Raw genomic sequence first — 17,916 nt, forward strand, 5'->3', positions numbered from 1 at the left:
CCTAAATTTACACCCGTTATTAACACACCCTCTAAATCTTGCTAGAAGGTGGCTTGTGATCTGGAGGTTGATAGTTATTTATCAAGCTCCAGCGGTTTATCAAGCGCCGACAAACTTCAGTAATGGACTGAACTCATGCCCATCGGCGGCTCGAAGCGCTGCAATATATTCATTGCGGCGTTCATTCATGGCTTCCAGCCTGTAATTACCCGCCCAATCAATGGCAGGCTCATTTAATAGTTTAGTTAATATCGCATCAGCCATTATGCGAGCATGACGACCGTTACCATTAGGAAACGGATGGATATAGACCAATTTATGATGAAACCTTGCGGCCAATTCTTTGGGCTCATAGGTTCCATGTTTGATCCAATATTTTGCATCATCCAATAATTGCCTTAACTGGATGGACACCTGAATCGGGTCAACACCAATATTCTTTTCAGTTCGGCGGAACGTACCCGCCCAAAGCCAAACGCTACCAAATAACTTTCTGTGTAGTTCACATACAAAAGCTTGTGATAATACATCAGGCTTTTTCTGCTTGGCCAACCATTTGATACCGTCTGTGATACCCGCTTGCTCAAGCTGGTCAAGCTCACCTGTGGTCGAAACATGCTTAAAACGAAGGCCTGCAAGCTCATCTGGATCTAGAGGCGTCGCGCCTTCTGGGTAATCCCCAAATTTGGAATTATCATCACTCATTCATCATTCCAAAAATCTGACGGCATCTTATCAATGATTTGCGCAGCAATTCGTTCAATTTCAAATTCTAGTTGTTCTTTATTCAAAGACTGCGCTTCAAGCGCCATATGAGTAGAGGCTGCTTTTACCTGCAACCGTGCTTTCTTCTTCGCACGTTGCTGGATGATTGCCTCTACATCTTCATTTGGCACGACCGCATACACAAACTTACAATCCATGGCTTGTGCCATGCTTTGCATTGTCTTCAATGTTACACTGCCTAACGGCTCGTCTTGCTCGGCTTTTGACACTCTGGATTTAGTAACGCCAAGCCGTTTTGCCAATTGCGTACCAGACATGCCAAGCGCATTTCTAACGGTTCTGAGCCATCCCTCTTGGGGATGCATAGAGAAATCACCAAACTGTTTTACAGCTTGGTTAACTTTATCTCGATATTGCTTAGCAACTATCTTCTCTATACTCATTGTCAACCTTTATGTTTACGATGACGTTAATTAAGTCAACATATTTATATACCAAGTGCAATTGCCTGTCAATAAAAATGTGTACCAAGAAGACATAAAAGTATACATATATATATACAAAAATAAAACACAAGTAAACATATACATTGACTAATGGTTTATGAAATAAGCATTTTACGGTGCTACTTGCCGTAAAATGGTGAAGATGTAAACTGCTATCGGTGTTGTCATTACCGATAACAAGCCTGATTGAAACTTTTGGGGCTCAGCTTGGCGACAGCGGAGACAAGCGAAGCATGAGTGAATTAGGCCTCTGAGCCCCAAAAGTGCGCTGCAAAAAGTAAGCCCTCACCCCTTCAACAAGAAAGGGTAAGAGCTCGTCTGTTTAATGGTTCCAGAAAATATGCACTTCCTGATAACCCGTTTCGATGGTGAATACATCGCCGCCCAGCTCCATATCACGCCCCATCTTTTCATAGTCAATATAAAAGGCTAAATGCTCTGGGATCTGCGTGGTTTCTTCAGTCAGCTCTTTAGCATAGTCAGCCAATGCCCTTTTTTGTTATGAACGCAATAAGCTTCATACCAAAGGTCAAATAGCGCTGTAAGTGACTCTGCGGCAATGATTGCCTGTCTTTCTAACAGTCTAATGACTTTCGGATCATAGCCTTGCCCCAGAGACTTACGAAGACGCGTCACTTCTTCCCTCGCTTCTTTGAGGCTGAATAGTGGATACGAGGCTAAATCAATTTCTTTACGCATTCCGTTGTAATAGTAACGGAACATATAGGTCATTTTGCCCTTTGGGGACACGCGAATATTGAGACCATCGCGGTCTGATTTGATGAGTTTTTTAACTATAGTCTTGTTCAGGTTTGCTTTTAGCCAAGCATCTGTAAGTGCCATTTGCTGTTCTCCCATTCTTCAATTTTGAAGGAATGGGTGTAAACTTTTTTAAAGCGCTTAAAAGGCTATATTTTCCACCTGAATTTACACCCATTTCAGATGGCTCAGCATGACAATTGTTGACTCTAATCGTCAATAGGACAACCCAAGACGCGTTATAACATTTTGATTTAACTATAAAATGTGTCTTTTGTTGTCTTAACTTGTCTTAGTGCTGAATGTCGGGGTGCGAAATGATAGCAAATGTCCTTCGCTTGTTGATTTCATTAACAAAATTGGCATCAGCCATATATCTTTGATGCCATTTTGTACAATAATTTGTACAAAAAAATAAAGTTTACTCTAAGCTTTGATTTCCAATAGTCTGCCAAAGACTTCAGCCTGCAAAACCTCCCATCAAAGCAATGAAAAATTAGGGGCGCGATTGGACCAGAAGACGTGCGCCCTATAAATTAATTCTCAAGCAGCTTTTTTAACGCACCTAATTGCTGCTGGTATCTACCTGAGTTTTCCTTTTTAAATTTATCTAAATTCAGAAGCCTCCACTGTACAGACGGGAACGACTGAAAATTATAAATTGACCAGTCAGGCTCTAAACCATTAAAGCCAATTAAAAACGCTTTATCCTGATCATTCAAGCTTGCCCTAACCGTTTCAATGAGTGTGAGCCTTGTCGCTTCATAATCATCGTAACTAAACGCAATAGTGCTCATCCCTTCGAACTGGCTTTCAAAGGCCAAACGTTGATCAAGCATGTTAGGCGCAAGCATTTCATAGGTTGGTCGATTACTACTCACTAGACCAAAGAGAACACCCCGTTTTAGCTCGTCCGTAAACCCTTCGTTTTCCAATAGCAGCTTTACATCAAATAAATCTCTTGGATGCTGCCTATCCAAGGCTGCGCATATTTTACCGCCATATAACTGAGCCAGTGGCACTATGTGTATGGCACTAAAAACGTCAAATTGTTCTTGTGCCGCTTCACAAAGCTGGACTTTACTGGCGTCAGCTAACAAACCGCGCCCAACCGTATTGACCTCAATTTTTATAAGTGTGCCTGCTTCAGAAATCTGTAGTTTGCATATAGCTTCCTTGTGCTGGACACGTATAGTTGAGCGAAGCCCTTGAATACGTTCCTGCACACGACTAAGCGCGGCATTAATGCCTTCTAATGTTTCCGCGCGTTCAGCGATATGAACATAAGTCAGGTCAATATCTACGGATAGACGGGGCATGTCTCTGACAAAAAGATTTATTGCCGTGCCGCCATGCATGGCAAAGCAATCTTCCTTCGCAACTTCTGGCAACACATCCAGAAGCAACTTTACCTGTTTTTTATATGCTTCATTCATGAACTGCTTCCAACTCCTTTGGCACAGTTATCTGGTACTTGGAAACGTAAATGCCATCGCTTACGATGCTGCGTTTACCTGAGCCTAAATCAACCTTATCCAGTTGTAAAAAGTTCAACCAATCATGTCCAGCTTTGTCAGCCATATACAAAAACAAGCGTTTTACTTTTACTGAAGTGCAAGTTTCTAGCAACTTCTGTACGGTCGCTGGCCGTAAATTATTCAGCCCTTCCATCAGCTCAAACACTTCGAAAAGCGGTTGATACTTAGGGGCGAGATATAAGCATTCCATCACTGCCCGTGCAGGGCTGGAGACCTTTATCTTAAAGCCCTTATGATCAACGTCCACCAAGCCTAGATCGGGCGGTAATATTGACGTAGCTTTGTACTCAAAACTTACACCCCAATCGCGCCTTTTAAACCAAAGAGGCAGGCTTTCATCTTTGCCGCCGAAAAACTGCACGCGCTTGGTCGATAATTCTAAATAATGCGCCTTGCCCTGCATTGACAGCGCCGTTTTCGCCGCAGGATGCACAGATAAACCAAGCTGAGTTTGTAATGCATATACGCCGCCCAGATAATCAACTTTATCATTGTGACGTATCAGCGCCCCCGTGCCGATGGAATCAAACCATTGGCTTTTCTTGTAGCGCTTTTGTAAATCAAGGCTATAGCCCTGATTTACCAACCACGCAGAAGACAATACAACCCCTGAAGGTTGAGCGCTAAGCAGTGAGTTTAATTTTGATTTTTTTTCGGTACTCATAGTACCAATTTACACAATTTTATAAACTAACTCAAGGTGAGAGTTTATTTTAATTTATATTTAGGCACTTTAAGTACCTAAATAATATAAAATATAAACTATGAAGCTAGTTAATAGCGATGCTCGGCGTTGTTACCTAAATCAAATGAACCTTTTTACCTTAGCGTGATCAGATCTCCCAACCAGGTTCTGGGCAAGCAGCAAAATGGGCAAATCTACACGTAAAATAACCAATTGGTCACACTCCAACAAAGCATTAATTAACCGAGGCTCGTTGACGTTCTGGATTGATGAACAAGCCATCAAATCTTGGTGTTGCACTGAGCATCACGAGCGCCGTGGTCGTGGCTTTATCTTCTGTGATGTAGCGATAGAAACGGCATTGGTCATTAAAGGCGTATTCAACTTGTCTTTGCGCGCGCTTGAAGGCTTCACTCACTCCGTTTTCCAGTTGGCGAATGTGCCGTTGACCTGTCCGAGTTACAGCTGTATTAGCAAGCGAGCTAAAACCGTTAATATCAACTATCGGGCACCGAGTCGAGGCTCTATATCACATGTTGTCATTGATTCAACGGGTCTAAAAGTCTACGGTGAAGGTGAGTGGAAAGTGCGTAAACACGGCAAAGAAAAACGCCGTACATGGCGCAAACTGCACCTAGCGGTGGATGCCAATACGCATGAAGTCGTGGCCGCTGCTCTGTCTGGGGTTGGTGTGGCCGACAACGAAGTGCTGCTGAACCCGTTGAGAAGGAGCATAGAGCAAGTGTCAGCGGATGGCACATATGACACCAAGGCATGTCATTCACTGCTTCAACGCAAAGGATGCAAAGGATGCAAAGCGAGTATTCCACCAAGAAGCAACGCGGGTTTCTGGGAGGATAACCATCCACGAAACGAGGCCGTAACAGCGTTAAAGGAGGGAGAATTGGCGCAGTGTAAGGAAGACAATGACTATCACCTAAGATCATTGTCAGAGACAGCGATATATCGATATAAGCAACTGGTTAGCCCGAAACTTAGCCTGCGAGATTACCATGCCCAAGTAGGCGAAGCGTTGGCTGGAGTAAAGGCCATGAACAAAGTCATAAAACTGGGTATGACCGTTAGGGAACAAGCTGCTTAGTTAAAGCAAACCCTTGGGGTAGCTGCGTTTTTAGCTATGATTTGATCAACAACGCCCCTTTGGTGTGCAGATATTGTATGCGAATGGGAAGAGTAGTAAATTGAACGCAACGCTCTTAAAACAGTCGTTTCAGTGGCACAAACGCCAACCCAAAAAAGCATAGGGATTGACAAAGGGTTTCATCGTCCCTATATATTCTTTACGTGAGGCGAACGCACAATTTTGGCAGTCGAACGCGATATGCCAGGCGAGCGCCTCATTCGTTCCCTCTTAAATAAAGGAGTTAATATGTTAGGCGAGAATCACTCACTTAATAGCGATTTCCCAGAATTCAAAGACACCATTTCAACGCTAAATAAAAGCGATAAGACGTTTGCAGAAAAGGCGAAACAGTATGACGTTTTAGATAAAGAAATTCGCATATTAGAATTAAAAGACTCGCCTATTGATGATGACTCGATGCAACAGATGAAACACGACAGAGCAGCATTAAAAGACGTGCTGTATCAACGTTTAATGAGTGAAGAAAAGTAAACCAACTACAACGCTAAACCTTTGCGATAAAATAGCTGATTCGACCTTTAGGTATTTCATGTTGTGTAAAGTTTTACTGTTGTAGGATTAGCTTTTTAAGCATCTCTGGCATTAACCAAGCAGCTTGGGTAAAGACGATTGAGAAATGCGCATAGTTAGGTTCGCTATGCGCATCAAACTTACGCCCAAGCACCAGATACTCATACCCCTTTTCATTAGTCATTTGTCTGAAAAACAAAGCAATGGCATGAAGTAGCTTACTAGGATGCCTTACCTGATAAAACCACCCTCAGGGGAAATAAAAACGGTGTTAGGGCCTGCAAATGCAGCGTTAGGGCCTGGGACATTTGACTGAAAACTGTGATTTTAGCGATCTCGACTACATCGGTAAAACGCGGACCATGCTGATTCCAGGCACTCAGGTGTGCTTAAACAGCAGCTTCATCCTCATAACGCTCATAAATATGAATACGACTAGCCTTTTCCGCTATCGTCCATTCATAAACAATGGTGCCAGGCTCTGAAGGAGCGGCTTCAATCAGATCGGCCATAAGGTGTGTAAACATTTCTTTTTTTCCGGATTTAATCTGATCTTCTGCGGTCTACACAATGTTTGATTCACTTATATTTCTATACCCTTGTATAAACTGGCAGTAGCCTAAATACTAGCCTTTGATTACAATTAACCTAAAGAAGCTCAAACAAAAAATTATTGGTCTGGCGAGATAAATTGGTTGTTAAAACTTATTTACAAGGTGTAAATATTCCCTTATATTCTTTGCATAGAGGGTAATTTTTTTCATCCTTACTTCGCTAAGAATAATATCTAGGAAGCCAATTCATCATGTCACGCAGAAAGAAGTTCAGCGGTACCCAGTTAAGGTCGCTACGCAAGGAAGCAGGCTACACTCAAGGTGAGCTAGCGATCCGCGTGGGTATCAGTAGGGAAACCGTTTCGGCTATCGAAAACGAAAAACCTGAAACCATGAACAACATAGGTGTGGAAATTATCAGCAAGTGGTGGTCTGTATGTCGCCAAAAGGCCTCGGCACAAACCCGGGATTCATTTTTCTCTACCGTAATGGAATACTTCGGCTTTAATCACGGATAATGTTAGTTCGTGCTTACCTTCCCCAGATAATGACAGCCCTCTTTGGAGGGCTTTTTATCGCCGCCGGGATACTGACTTTTGGAAATGCTACAATATTCGATAGGTTGTTTATTGGTATTCTGATATTTACGGCTGTTGTGTGTCGCAAAGACGTAAATGTCATTGGGGTGGTCGTCATAATAATATTCCAACATTCTCTTGAAGAATTGGCTTGGCTATATTTGACAAATAATGAGATTTTGAAAATTGGTATCTATATAACTTGCTTGTGGTTAGCATATTATTTACGCCACGATGGAATATCGAAAATAGTATTATTCTGTACCTTATTGGCTGCGGCCGGGGAATTTTATTGGTACATCAGATACTATGAAGCGCCTCAAATATATTGGCATATCGCTCTTATTGCGGTTAATTTAGTCGCCAGAAATTTAGTATTCTCGAGGGTAAGTATTACCGAACACTACTTTGACAAAAAAGCAAAATCGGTCAATTTAGATTGGATAATTTTTAAATTGTACGGGATTTCATTGTTAATTCAGTCTGCGATAGTGATTGAGTATATTATTAGACACATTGCCGGTTATTCAAAACTGCTGTTTTTCTACAACTCAAACGCATATTTCATGCACGGTATAGCAACTTTGGCTATATGGGCCATATTCAATGAAAGTTATAAATTGCTCCTTCCAAGGTTGCTAAAAGCATAAAACTCCACATCTGAATATAAAACCGACATAATTAGCGCTGCGAATAGTCGCATTACGTTAATTATTTCGAGGTATATCAGATGAAAGTATTGAAATTGGTTTTAGGGATCTCACTTTTCAGCTTAACCCTAGCTACTACCATGGTTGCAAAATCCAGTAAATTGACCAATAGCGATTTTAGAGACTTATCCAAGCTCACCATGAATACTGGTAAAAGCAAACCCCCGATGCTGGCCATGAATACCGGTAAAAGCAAACCGCCGATGCTGGCCATGAATACCGGTAAAAGCAAACCGCCTATGCTGGCCATGAATACCGGTAAAAGCAAACCGCCGATGCTGGCCATGAATACCGGTAAAAGCAAACCGCCTATGCTGGCTATGAATACCGGTAAAAGCAAACCGCCGATGCTGGCCATGAATACCGGTAAAAGCAAACCGCCGATGCTGGCCATGAATACCGGTAAAAGCAAACCGCCTATGCTGGCTATGAATACCGGTAAAAGCAAACCGCCTATGCTGGCCATGAATACCGGTAAAAGCAAACCGCCTATGCTGGCTATGAATACCGGTAAAAGCAAACCGCCGATGCTGGCCATGAATACCGGTAAAAGCAAACCGCCTATGCTGGCCATGAATACCGGTAAAAGCAAACCGCCTATGCTGGCCTTGAGCTAAGTAACTTACTGTTTGATATAATTCATAACCTTAACATCACATAAAAAACAGTACCTACGTGCCCCACTCAGTGGGGTTTGCGTTTATCTTTTAAAGCAGACTCGATACATTATCGTTTGTTTTTTGTCCTTAAAAAAACAACTTTTATGCAAATAATGTGAAGTTATTTCACCTTGTGGAATCCAATCCACATTTACTATCTTACACTGCGACCTGATTAGAGAAAGTGAAGCCGAGTGAATAATACATGTATTTGGCTTTACTGCAGTTTCAATAAAAAAAAGGATGAAAGCATGTATATTACAGGTTCAGATCTAAGAAAGATGAGACAAGACGCAGGCCTTACCACAGTTAAAATGGCGAAACTTGCTAATGTAAAAACGCGTAAGACTTATGAAAACTGGGAGAAAGAGATAGGTAGCCCAAGTATGAATCAATTCATTGCGATGTGTGTTGGCTGTAACTACAACTCTTCAAAGTTTATAAAACTGGCTATCGAGCGTCAAGATACTACTCAGCAACTTAATATCTCTTCAGCGCGAAGATAAATTCTGCGATATGAAGCCCGCTTGGGCTTCATCGTTTTTGCCATGAATGATGAATGCAAACTTAAGGGTCGCTGTTAGTCTACTGCGTGTCAGCCAAGGTAAGCGTCATGATCAAGGCGTCTTCATGCCCTTGAGCTGCAGGATAATAGTCTTTGCGGTGTTCTACCATCACAAAACCACTACTTTCATAAAGTTCAATGGCGACCGTATTCGATTGCCGTACCTCCAACCAGATACCCGTTATATTTTTTGCACAACATTGTTCAATAAGATGCTGAACTAAAACTTTGGCGTATCCTTTACCTCGTGACTCAGGAGCTACACTTATGTCCATCAACGTCACCTCACCCAAGACAAACAGACTCAAATAGTAGCCAATCAGTCTATTATCTTGCTCCAGACTAAAGCCTGCATATTGTCCGTCCAGGCAGTCGCAAAATATAGCTTCAGACCAGGGTGAAAAGTGGGCATCGACATGAATTTCATATGCGCTGCGATAATTATCCGATGTCAGACGGGTAAAGTTATTGTGTGGCATGAGCAGACATTATTTTCCAAAGCTGTTGTTTTAATTCGGGCTGAAGCATCTTATCTAGGGGTGGCGTAGTTAACACTGAGCCCGACAACTCCACTTCATGGCCGAATTGCCAGGCAAAGTCAAAGTTACTGAACTCAGTAATATCTTGGTCAACAATGGTTCTGGTATGTGTAGGCAAAAAACAAGCGGCAAGTAGAATATCTGCCACCAAACTTTCTTCCGCCTGCTCAGGAGGCATAAGTAACAACAACTGACCAGGGATTGCTTTCACTTCTTTTTTAGCAACTGGGGAGGTTTTTTTAAATCTACTGATAGCCTCAGGAATGCTTTTTTCTATCTGGGTTTCTTGTTGGCTATCTGCCACTGGGGCATCACTTTGTGTTTGCAACGTCCATGAGGATATCCCCATGGACGTTAACATTCCAAGTTGGTAGTCAGTAAGAGAAAAGGAATCTTTTGCGTTCATGTCTGGAGATTATCACGATAACTCTTTGAAAGAGCCCAAGCTCAGAAAATTATTTTTGTTGGATCACAAACATAAATAAATTGGCAGGGGTGGAGGGATTCGAACCCCCAGCCATCGGTTTTGGAGACCGCTGTTCTACCAATTGGAACTACACCCCTGCTGAGGGGCTGAATTATACTTATCAGAGCCAAAAGGTAAAGCGCTTTTGCGCCTGAAACGGCGTACGCGGCTTAAACGCACAATTAATAACCAGCTTGTCGAATGTTCGTGCTTGAGGCCCCTGCCACTTGGTACCAGAGCTCAGAGGTTAAATTAACCAGTGGCGCCATCAAACTCATTTTGCCCTCAATATCTTTTGCTGACCGGCCTATGTACTGAGCGTAAAATTGACATAACAATTTGCCTTGCATTTCACTTAGCTGATTAACCTGGGCACAAGAAGCAAGATCAAAATAAGGGCTTGAAACCGCGCAATATTCCCAATCAAAAATCACGACTGGTTCTCCTTGGGTCACATGTTTGAGTGACAAGTCATTGTGGCAGAATACTTTTTCATCAGCACAACAGGCGTACCAGTATTCGGCGTATTGCTTATGTATAAGTATTTCCTCGGGGGTCATGCCCCTATTAAGTTGGCTAAGATAATGTTGCCATTGTTGGGGTAAGTCCAAAAGCGGCGCATCCAGTGTTTGTTGATGAATATCTGCCAGGGTATGTGCCAGTACTTTTACTTTTTCTTCCATGGATATTGAGCACTTATCCAGGGTAAGTTGCTCAACCCATTCATCTATTTGAAAATCACAGGCTTGAGACAGATACAAAGGTTTGCTCGCTACACCGGCCTCAAACAAGGTATTTTGAATACCAAACAATGTTTTGCGATCAAGCTGGGCGATTTCATCAGACTCAAAGGTTTTCATAAAATAACGGCGCCCATCGCCCATCAGACAATAACTAGTATTTACTGCGCCGCCATCTCTTATCTGCTGGACATCGAAACCTTGCTCAAAAAACCCAGTCCCCTGGATCTCACTACATATAGATTGCGATAAGATATCAGGCTTGGGCACACTCTCGTCCTGTCAGTTGCTGCCGCCATTTAAAATAACCGTATAGGGCAAACACTGCATAACCGACAAATAACAGCCCGGTTAATTGCATGTCTTTGGCAAAATACAAATACATGGCAAAAGTATTAATGACGAGCCAATACAGCCAGTTTTCCAGCACTTTATGGGCAACCAACACAGTTGTAAATACACTGAACACTGTGACAAATGCATCAAGGTACAAATATTCTGTATCTAACCACATAGCGCCGATTTGTGTCATCAGTATTGATACCAATGTCAAACCTGCTACGCACATTAGGTGCCGCGTTATTGGCCATGTCTGAATAGCCACATTGTCGTCATTCTGTTTGCGCCATATAAACCAGCCGTACAGGGCCATTAACAGGTAATACGCATTTAAAACGGTATGAAAAGGCAAGGCCACTTCCCAGAATAACCAGGTATAAATAGCGGTACTGACCAGGGCACAGGGCCAGCACCAAATACTCTGCTTGGCGGCCAGCCAAACATACGCCAATGCCAGCAGGACGGCCAGCATCTCCGTCCAAGACTGGTCGGCAAACTGACTACCAAGTTGTGATATCACATCCCCCATTACTGCCCACTACTCATTTTATCGCCATTTAAAAATTTGCAGACAAAAATTGCCTGACCTACTTCCTGATGGCTGCGCTGCATTTCTTTGGCAAGTACCTGCATGGTCGTTAGGTAGTCACCGCTAACCACAGTGCTGGTGACGCTGGTGACCACCTGCAAATAGGAATAGCTATTTAAGCGATCAATAAAGGTTTGGATAGGCTCTAAATATTGCTCATTAAGCGGATACATAGAAATCTCTGCCACTAGTTTCATATTATTCTCCTCGATTAAAATTCATAATTCACGCTCATACCGACTTGACGCCCATCAGCTAATTGAAAATAAGGCTGGGGGGTGGCATAGCCGTCTCGGGGATCGTTACTAAAGCCACCGAAACCCCTTACATAATATTCTTTGTCGAATAAATTTTTGGCCCACACCGAAAATGACCACTCGGGCAACTGGACCTTGATAGAGGTATTGACAAGTACATAAGCTGGTGAGCGTTCGTCGTGGCCATCTGAGAAACGAAAATCATCTTTCCCGTCGGCATCAAGCAACCAGTTGATATTTTCAGATAAGGTGACATTGGTGCCCAAATTGAAGGTGTAACTAGGCGCCTGGGCTTGATCTTGTTTATCGATGTAACTGCCATCGGCCAGTGCATAACCCTTAAACGTTGCATCTAACCACCCTAGGCTGGCGTGCAGATCCACGGCGTCATTTACCTGCCAACCCGATTCAAGCTCCAGGCCCCAATTTGTGCCTGTATCGGCATTACCTGTAATATCGATAAAGTCTGTTGTGCCATCCGCTCTTGTTTGCACATCAAAGTCGCTCACTTGGGTGTCTTCTCTGTCCATATAAAACACCGCCAGGCGCACAAACGCATCGTAATTGATGAAGTTACCCTTAACGCCTAATTCATAATTCCAATTGAATTCCGGAGCAAAAATGCGTTTATCCTCTGACACACGCTCATCAGGATTGAAACCCGCTGCCTTATATCCTCTGGACAGACTGGCATAAACTGAGGCGCTATCGATACTGTAATCCAGCACCACCTTTCCCCCCACCAGGTTTTTTTGGTTACTTTCGACAAAACCGTTACTGTCAAGGTAGTCAATTTCAAAACGATCAACTCGTACCCCCAAGCGCAGATTTAGTTTATCGGATAAGCGCGTATCAGTTTGCCCATAAACGGCCAGATTATTCTGTTGATAATCGCTGGTGAAATCACGTTCAGCATAGGTATATTGGCGTAACAAACTCTCGTCCATAGATTTTATATAAATCCCAAATAACCAATCAGTACTGGCATTAAACAAGGCTGATTGGGCGTTAGACAACACTCGCACATCAGCGTTTTGAGTATCACGCTGTCTGTAGTAGCTATCCACAGATGAATATTCCAGGGGATCAAAACCAACAAAGGTCCAGTCTTCATCGTAGCTGTACCCGATTTCACTATCTGACTGGCTAAGGATCACAAAAATGTCGGCCAAATCGGAATTGATTTCGGTTTTTAAGCCTATGGCATGGGTTTCCTGGCGATCGAAACCCGGTTCATCGGCACGAGATTTACGATCATTGTCCAAGGAGAACGCATCGTAGCCATTGTCGATATCAAAATATTGATAATTAAGATCAAAGGTCAACCAATCCGCAGCCAGATATTTAAGTTTCACTCTGGAAGTGAACTCGTGCAAATTATCGGTATCGTTACGATTTAAAAATGTATTTTCGACAAATCCGTTACTTTTATACTGCTGCAGAGCAACACGATAAAATAATTTGTCGCTTATGGCGTTGCCGTAAGCGGCCCCTAAGCTCCAGGTATTCTGCTCGGCGAGTGTTAACGCCATCCGACCGCTGGCTTCAGGGCCCGCGTCAACGGTTTTAACTTTGATAACTCCTGCCATGGCCCCCGCCCCAAACTCAGTAGCTTGTGGCCCGCGTAATATCTCAACTTGCTCGACGTCAAATAAGGTGCCGACACCGGCTATGCCAGAGAAATCAAAATCATCGACCAAAAATCCAACAGACGGGTTACTGGGTTCGGCAAACTGACTACGTTCGCCTATTCCACGGATCTGAACAAACCGCCCACGAGATGCACCGCTGGTAAAATTGATGTTTGCCCCGAGATTTAAAATATCTTCCAGATGCTGAGCCTGGCGCGACTCAATTTGTGTATCACTTAAAATAGTGACGCTTGCAGGTAAAAACAGGAGGTCTTGCTGGCGGAAATCTGAGCTGACAGTAATCCGCTCGACACTTTGTGTATCGTTTGCATAGACTTGAAAACAGGACGCGATAGAACAGGCAAGTAAGGTAGAACGAAATTTCATTTGGATCTCTTCGATTGTCGATTGAAAAGACCCGGCTTTGCGGCAGATAAATGGGAGATGCTTACACTTTTGTCATGTAGACGAAATTACCATTCCTACGCCGGTATTATCCGGATCAGGTGTAAGGGTCATATTTCCAATTTTGAAATAAATCTCAGCCTTTCGGCACCCCTTGGTTGCTAACTCTTAATGTGGTTAGTTAGCGCGCAACAGTTTAACAATATAGATCATAATCGCAAGCCAATATTATTCAAGTTGCAATACGCCTTAAATAATCAAACAAACTATCTGTTTATAAATCGCTGTGCCTCAATCTTATTTTGACCAGCTTGGCTGAGCTCAATATAGAATCTTCCTGAGTAAACCATATTTCGCCAGATGAATGGTGACATACCCCTTCAACTTGCCCAAACCCTGGGAGTTGAAAATGTTCGATCAACACAAATTCATCACTTAATATCAGCATAAATGGATCGCCAAAGCCAACACGCTTAGAGGGGTAACCCACTAAAATGTATTGTTTATGAACAGGATCGTAGTCCGCTCCAGTAATAACCCCGGGTAAATTGGGGATCAAACTATAAGGTTCGATTTGCTGCTGAGGCTGCGACTTATCCAGCAAATAAACCCTAAGCAGATCTGTTTTCCAACTTTTTGAAAATAACACCAGATGATCATTAACTGCCACCAAAGCCTCTGCGTCAAAGTCATGATTTAACGTTTCGTTGAGCTGAGGTTGATTGGCAGCATAGCTTACCTCAATGGGCACTGCATCACCTTGCCCTAAACGTGTTTTACTGATTTTATAAATATTCAGGCTTTTTCGCTGGCCATTGTTATTGCCTATATCCCCTACATACAAATAATTCTCATCACCGGTCAGGGCTTCCCAATCTCTATTTTTGGCCCTAAGCGGATATTCAGCATCAATTGCGGCTTTGTCATCAATTTGGTAAATCACTGGCGCATTCCCAGAATCATTGACAGTGAACGTTTGCCGATCCTGATCGCAATACAGACCGGAACTTTCAGCCAGGGCAGCAGGAAGTGGCCATTGTTCCAAAATATCAAAACGAGGGGTAACTGCTGAAGAAATATTGCAGCCATATAGTAACCAGCTAAAAAGCAAGGTAAATACACGTACTTTCATAACGTCCTTAATTGTTGCGCTGTAGGCAACTGTATAGATTACAGGTTTAACTCGCCTTGATCATCAGGTTACTTAACGTTAAGCACTCATTTCTTGTTTGAGTTTGAAAGCCAGTTGATCCATGGTTTTGCCGTGAGGCACGGGTAAGCGGGTCTGACGATCGACTCGTACAAATACAATATCATCCGCCAAACAAATCGTTTTCTTGGTTTCTTTATTGCGTACCAAACACGTTACCGTTATAGAGGTTCTGCCTACTTTTTTTGTGACTAAGCCAAACTCTACTATATCTCCCTGCATGGCTGGTGACTCGAAAGTAATTTCACCTATGTGTTTAGTGACCAATAATTTGCTTTCGAGCTGGCATATTGCGTAGATCGCGGCTTCTTCATCAATCCATTCCAGGGCTCTTCCACCAAAAAGTGCGTTGGCATAATTGAGATCATTTGGCATAACAAGCCGTCGAGATAAAAAGCGCATTCGTATTCCTTATTAACATTGCTTAAACTGGCGTTACTTATATACATTGTACAGATAAAAACAGCGTGGATTTACAGTTTCAAATACAACAATGGCTAGAAAAACGAAATAAAAATGTCTCACATCGACAATTGGTGATTATCAGTGGCGAGCAGTCATGGGCAATTGAACAAGCAGAACAATTTTTAAAAGGTTTCAGCAAACTTTCCCCTGATCCTACTCTGTGGGTAGGTTTTCGTAATACAGCAACCATAGCTGAGCATTGTGGCACTTATCGTCAACACTTGGGTCAAGAAAGAGACGCTGTAGTCTATAACTGTTTTTCAGGTTTACGAGCCAACGCTTTGATTGCCTATAGTGGCATCGTTCGGGCACATGGCCTGATGATTTTAATTTGTCCCGAGTTTGAAAAATGGCCTAGTTATGACGATCCACAAGCACATAAACGCACCTCTTTCGGGCTCTCTAATCAGGGGACCCAAAGCTTATTTACTCACTGGTTAATCAAAAACATTCTGAATGAGCCAACGGCGCTGGTTGTCAAACAAAACGGTATCAGCGGTGAACCTGCTTATGTTGCTGCCAGTGAGTTAACTCATTCCTTATATGAAACGTCTGCGGAGCAACAGATTGCCATTGAGCAGATTGTGCACACAGCTGTGGGTCACCGACACCGCCCGCTAGTTGTAACGGCTGACAGAGGCAGAGGCAAATCCTCAGCTTTGGGCATGGCCGCATCTAAACTGATAAAAGAGCAGCAAAAGACCATAATAGTTACCGCTCCGACTATGCAAAATGTCGAACAAGTCTTTGCCCATAACAAGCAAAGTGTTGCCCCAAGAGATAGCAGCCAGACTAACCCTCCTATATCTAAAGGCTCTTTACGTTATATCCCGCCAGACATACTGTTACGCGATGACCATCAGGCTGACATGCTCTTTATCGATGAAGCAGCGGCTATCCCTGCATCCATTCTAAAAGAGCTGCTTAAGCGCTTTCCAAGAGTGGTTATGTGCACCACTGTGCACGGTTATGAGGGGGGCGGACGAGGATTCGAGTTGAGGTTCAAGCCTTATCTAGATCAGGTAAAAGCAGGATGGAAACACCTGCATCTCAGCGCGCCTATCAGATGGTACCCGAATGATGTATTGGAATGTTTTTGGTTCAAAGTAATGTTGATGCAAGATGAACCTGCATTGCCTACGGTGTGCACAGAACTGTGTTCGCTAAACTATCAAGTAGTCGACAGAAGCGCATTACTAGCAGACTCGAATACTCTTTTCACCATGTTCAACCTATTGGTTAATGCCCACTATCAGACAACACCCGACGATCTGGTGAGATTACTTGATGCGCCAGAACAAAGTTTACACAGTATTGAGTGCCAAGGCCGAATTCTTGCCGTCGCTCTGTTAGTGGACGAAGGGGGAGAGACCCTAGAAGCAATAGCTGAGGAAATTGCCTGTGGGCAACGCCGTGTTTTGGGGCATATGGTCGCCCAAAACCTCGCGTTCCATACTGCCGATAGTTTATTTTGCACCCTCAAACAACGACGAATTCTGCGTATCGCGGTGCACCCTCAACATCGCAATTCAGGTATTGGCACACACTTGCTGCAATCAATCGTTAAAGATGCCCAACAAGCAGGTATTGATATGCTTAGCAGTTCTTTTGGAGCGACCCCTGACCTTTTATACTTCTGGAAGACGAACAATTTTATACCACTAAAACTGGGGTTTAAACGCGATGCTGCCAGTGATGAAGTTAGTGCAATAGTATGTCGGGGCTTAAATTCTAATACCACTGCCAGCCTGGCAGTTTTGCACCGCCGCTTCGGCGAAGAATTATTATTTCACAGCACCAGACACTACCAAAAACTGGATAGCGACTTAATGTGTCATTTATTTAAGACCGTGGCTTTTGACCTGACGGTTACCCCACAAGAGAATAAGCTACTGGAACAGTTTTTAGCGGGTTCGCGCAACTATCAATCCTGTGAACGAATTATTACGAAATACTTTATCCTTACCCTGAGTCAGCAGAAATTAACTAAAATCTCCGCTGAAAACGAACGATTATTGATGGCCGTGCTGATCCAGCACAAAACGGCAAGGGAGGTCTGTACACTGTTTTCGTTCACTGGTAAAAAGGCCCTGCAACACAATATATTAATAGCTATGCGAAGCTTGCTCTAGGGGTTTAGGATGGGGCAACACCAATACTAATAAACCTAAAGCTTATTAGTACGTCTGCAGGACGGCCTTTAGGTGGAGTGGAGTGGAGCGCAGGGATAGCGCGTAATACTAATAAGCCTGGAGCTTATTAGAACGTCCGTAGGACGGCCTTTAGGTGGAGCGCAGGGATAGCGCGTAATAAAAAAGGC

The 17,916-nt window shown here is 43.2% G+C and carries 22 protein-coding genes, 1 tRNA gene and 1 riboswitch; of the genes, 7 read left to right on the forward strand and 16 right to left on the reverse strand.

Features of this window, described 5'->3' with window-relative positions; translation table 11 throughout:
- Nucleotides 1-99: 99 nt before the first annotated feature.
- From AC3RV5_RS15640 to AC3RV5_RS15665, 6 genes are all read right to left on the reverse strand, one after another.
- Nucleotides 100-705, reverse strand: a complete 606-nt coding sequence (locus AC3RV5_RS15640) for a mobile mystery protein B (protein WP_489728535.1) — start codon at nt 703-705, stop codon at nt 100-102.
- A complete protein-coding gene (locus AC3RV5_RS15645) occupies nt 702-1,169 on the reverse strand; it encodes a mobile mystery protein A (RefSeq protein WP_489728536.1) in 468 nt (155 codons plus the stop codon). Before AC3RV5_RS15645 ends, AC3RV5_RS15640 begins: the two co-directional genes overlap by 4 nt.
- 385 nt (nt 1,170-1,554) lie before the next feature.
- Nucleotides 1,555-1,719: an antirestriction protein ArdA gene (locus AC3RV5_RS15650; RefSeq protein ID WP_489728537.1), complete on the reverse strand. Its 165-nt coding sequence runs from the start codon at nt 1,717-1,719 to the stop codon at nt 1,555-1,557.
- Entirely contained in the window at nt 1,695-2,075 is a 381-nt protein-coding gene (locus tag AC3RV5_RS15655; RefSeq protein WP_489728538.1) for an Arm DNA-binding domain-containing protein, read from the reverse strand. Before AC3RV5_RS15655 ends, AC3RV5_RS15650 begins: the two co-directional genes overlap by 25 nt.
- A 452-nt stretch (nt 2,076-2,527) precedes the next feature.
- Entirely contained in the window at nt 2,528-3,427 is a 900-nt protein-coding gene (locus AC3RV5_RS15660) for a nucleotidyl transferase AbiEii/AbiGii toxin family protein (protein ID WP_489728539.1), read from the reverse strand.
- Nucleotides 3,420-4,193, reverse strand: a complete 774-nt coding sequence (locus AC3RV5_RS15665) for a type IV toxin-antitoxin system AbiEi family antitoxin (RefSeq protein WP_489728540.1) — start codon at nt 4,191-4,193, stop codon at nt 3,420-3,422. Before AC3RV5_RS15665 ends, AC3RV5_RS15660 begins: the two co-directional genes overlap by 8 nt.
- A gap of 205 nt (nt 4,194-4,398) precedes the next feature.
- Here AC3RV5_RS15665 and AC3RV5_RS15670 point away from each other — a divergent pair, with 205 nt between their 5' ends.
- Entirely contained in the window at nt 4,399-5,316 is a 918-nt protein-coding gene (locus AC3RV5_RS15670; RefSeq protein ID WP_489728541.1) for an IS5 family transposase, read from the forward strand.
- A 288-nt stretch (nt 5,317-5,604) separates the two neighbouring features.
- Nucleotides 5,605-5,850 carry an HP1242/YdcH family protein gene (locus AC3RV5_RS15675; protein ID WP_489728542.1) on the forward strand — a complete coding sequence of 82 codons (246 nt, stop codon included), beginning with the start codon at nt 5,605-5,607 and terminating at the stop codon, nt 5,848-5,850.
- Between the two features lie 428 nt (nt 5,851-6,278).
- Here the strand turns inward: AC3RV5_RS15675 and AC3RV5_RS15680 are convergent, their stop codons facing one another.
- Nucleotides 6,279-6,416: an antibiotic biosynthesis monooxygenase gene (locus tag AC3RV5_RS15680; RefSeq protein WP_489728543.1), complete on the reverse strand. Its 138-nt coding sequence runs from the start codon at nt 6,414-6,416 to the stop codon at nt 6,279-6,281.
- 278 nt (nt 6,417-6,694) lie between these two features.
- Here AC3RV5_RS15680 and AC3RV5_RS15685 point away from each other — a divergent pair, with 278 nt between their 5' ends.
- The 4 genes from AC3RV5_RS15685 to AC3RV5_RS15700 all read left to right on the forward strand — a co-directional run bounded on the left by AC3RV5_RS15685 (nt 6,695) and on the right by AC3RV5_RS15700 (nt 8,896).
- Nucleotides 6,695-6,961, forward strand: coding sequence for a helix-turn-helix transcriptional regulator (locus tag AC3RV5_RS15685; protein ID WP_489728544.1), 267 nt, complete (start codon nt 6,695-6,697; stop codon nt 6,959-6,961).
- Complete coding sequence (locus AC3RV5_RS15690) at nt 6,961-7,671, forward strand: hypothetical protein (RefSeq protein WP_489728545.1); 711 nt, start codon at nt 6,961-6,963, stop codon at nt 7,669-7,671. Before AC3RV5_RS15685 ends, AC3RV5_RS15690 begins: the two co-directional genes overlap by 1 nt.
- A gap of 80 nt (nt 7,672-7,751) precedes the next feature.
- Entirely contained in the window at nt 7,752-8,348 is a 597-nt protein-coding gene (locus AC3RV5_RS15695) for a hypothetical protein (RefSeq protein WP_489728546.1), read from the forward strand.
- A gap of 293 nt (nt 8,349-8,641) precedes the next feature.
- Nucleotides 8,642-8,896 carry an XRE family transcriptional regulator gene (locus AC3RV5_RS15700; protein ID WP_489728547.1) on the forward strand — a complete coding sequence of 85 codons (255 nt, stop codon included), beginning with the start codon at nt 8,642-8,644 and terminating at the stop codon, nt 8,894-8,896.
- A gap of 79 nt (nt 8,897-8,975) precedes the next feature.
- On the opposite strand, the gene rimI is transcribed toward AC3RV5_RS15700, so the two are convergent.
- The 9 genes from rimI to AC3RV5_RS15745 form a co-directional block, all read right to left on the reverse strand.
- Nucleotides 8,976-9,434, reverse strand: coding sequence for a ribosomal protein S18-alanine N-acetyltransferase (gene rimI, locus AC3RV5_RS15705; protein WP_489728548.1), 459 nt, complete (start codon nt 9,432-9,434; stop codon nt 8,976-8,978).
- Complete coding sequence (locus AC3RV5_RS15710) at nt 9,421-9,900, reverse strand: DNA polymerase III subunit psi (protein ID WP_489728549.1); 480 nt, start codon at nt 9,898-9,900, stop codon at nt 9,421-9,423. Before AC3RV5_RS15710 ends, rimI begins: the two co-directional genes overlap by 14 nt.
- Before the next feature lie 81 nt (nt 9,901-9,981).
- Nucleotides 9,982-10,058 (reverse strand) — tRNA-Trp (locus AC3RV5_RS15715).
- An 84-nt stretch (nt 10,059-10,142) separates the two neighbouring features.
- Nucleotides 10,143-10,970, reverse strand: coding sequence for a phosphotransferase (locus AC3RV5_RS15720; protein WP_489728550.1), 828 nt, complete (start codon nt 10,968-10,970; stop codon nt 10,143-10,145).
- Nucleotides 10,957-11,568, reverse strand: coding sequence for a nicotinamide riboside transporter PnuC (gene pnuC / locus AC3RV5_RS15725; protein WP_489728551.1), 612 nt, complete (start codon nt 11,566-11,568; stop codon nt 10,957-10,959). The genes AC3RV5_RS15720 and pnuC overlap by 14 nt, the downstream gene beginning before the upstream one ends.
- Entirely contained in the window at nt 11,568-11,825 is a 258-nt protein-coding gene (locus AC3RV5_RS15730) for a hypothetical protein (protein WP_489728552.1), read from the reverse strand. Before AC3RV5_RS15730 ends, pnuC begins: the two co-directional genes overlap by 1 nt.
- Before the next feature lie 14 nt (nt 11,826-11,839).
- Complete coding sequence (locus AC3RV5_RS15735; protein ID WP_489728553.1) at nt 11,840-13,903, reverse strand: TonB-dependent receptor; 2,064 nt, start codon at nt 13,901-13,903, stop codon at nt 11,840-11,842.
- Between the two features lie 75 nt (nt 13,904-13,978).
- Nucleotides 13,979-14,086, reverse strand: a riboswitch (TPP riboswitch).
- 109 nt (nt 14,087-14,195) lie between these two features.
- Nucleotides 14,196-15,053 carry a hypothetical protein gene (locus tag AC3RV5_RS15740; RefSeq protein ID WP_489728554.1) on the reverse strand — a complete coding sequence of 286 codons (858 nt, stop codon included), beginning with the start codon at nt 15,051-15,053 and terminating at the stop codon, nt 14,196-14,198.
- A 78-nt stretch (nt 15,054-15,131) separates the two neighbouring features.
- Nucleotides 15,132-15,533: an acyl-CoA thioesterase gene (locus AC3RV5_RS15745; protein WP_489728555.1), complete on the reverse strand. Its 402-nt coding sequence runs from the start codon at nt 15,531-15,533 to the stop codon at nt 15,132-15,134.
- A gap of 65 nt (nt 15,534-15,598) precedes the next feature.
- On the opposite strand from AC3RV5_RS15745, the gene AC3RV5_RS15750 reads away from it, so the two are divergent.
- Nucleotides 15,599-17,728, forward strand: coding sequence for a tRNA(Met) cytidine acetyltransferase TmcA (locus AC3RV5_RS15750; RefSeq protein WP_489728556.1), 2,130 nt, complete (start codon nt 15,599-15,601; stop codon nt 17,726-17,728).
- Nucleotides 17,729-17,916 lie beyond the last annotated feature (188 nt).

This window comes from Paraglaciecola sp. IT1134, assembly GCF_058068185.1.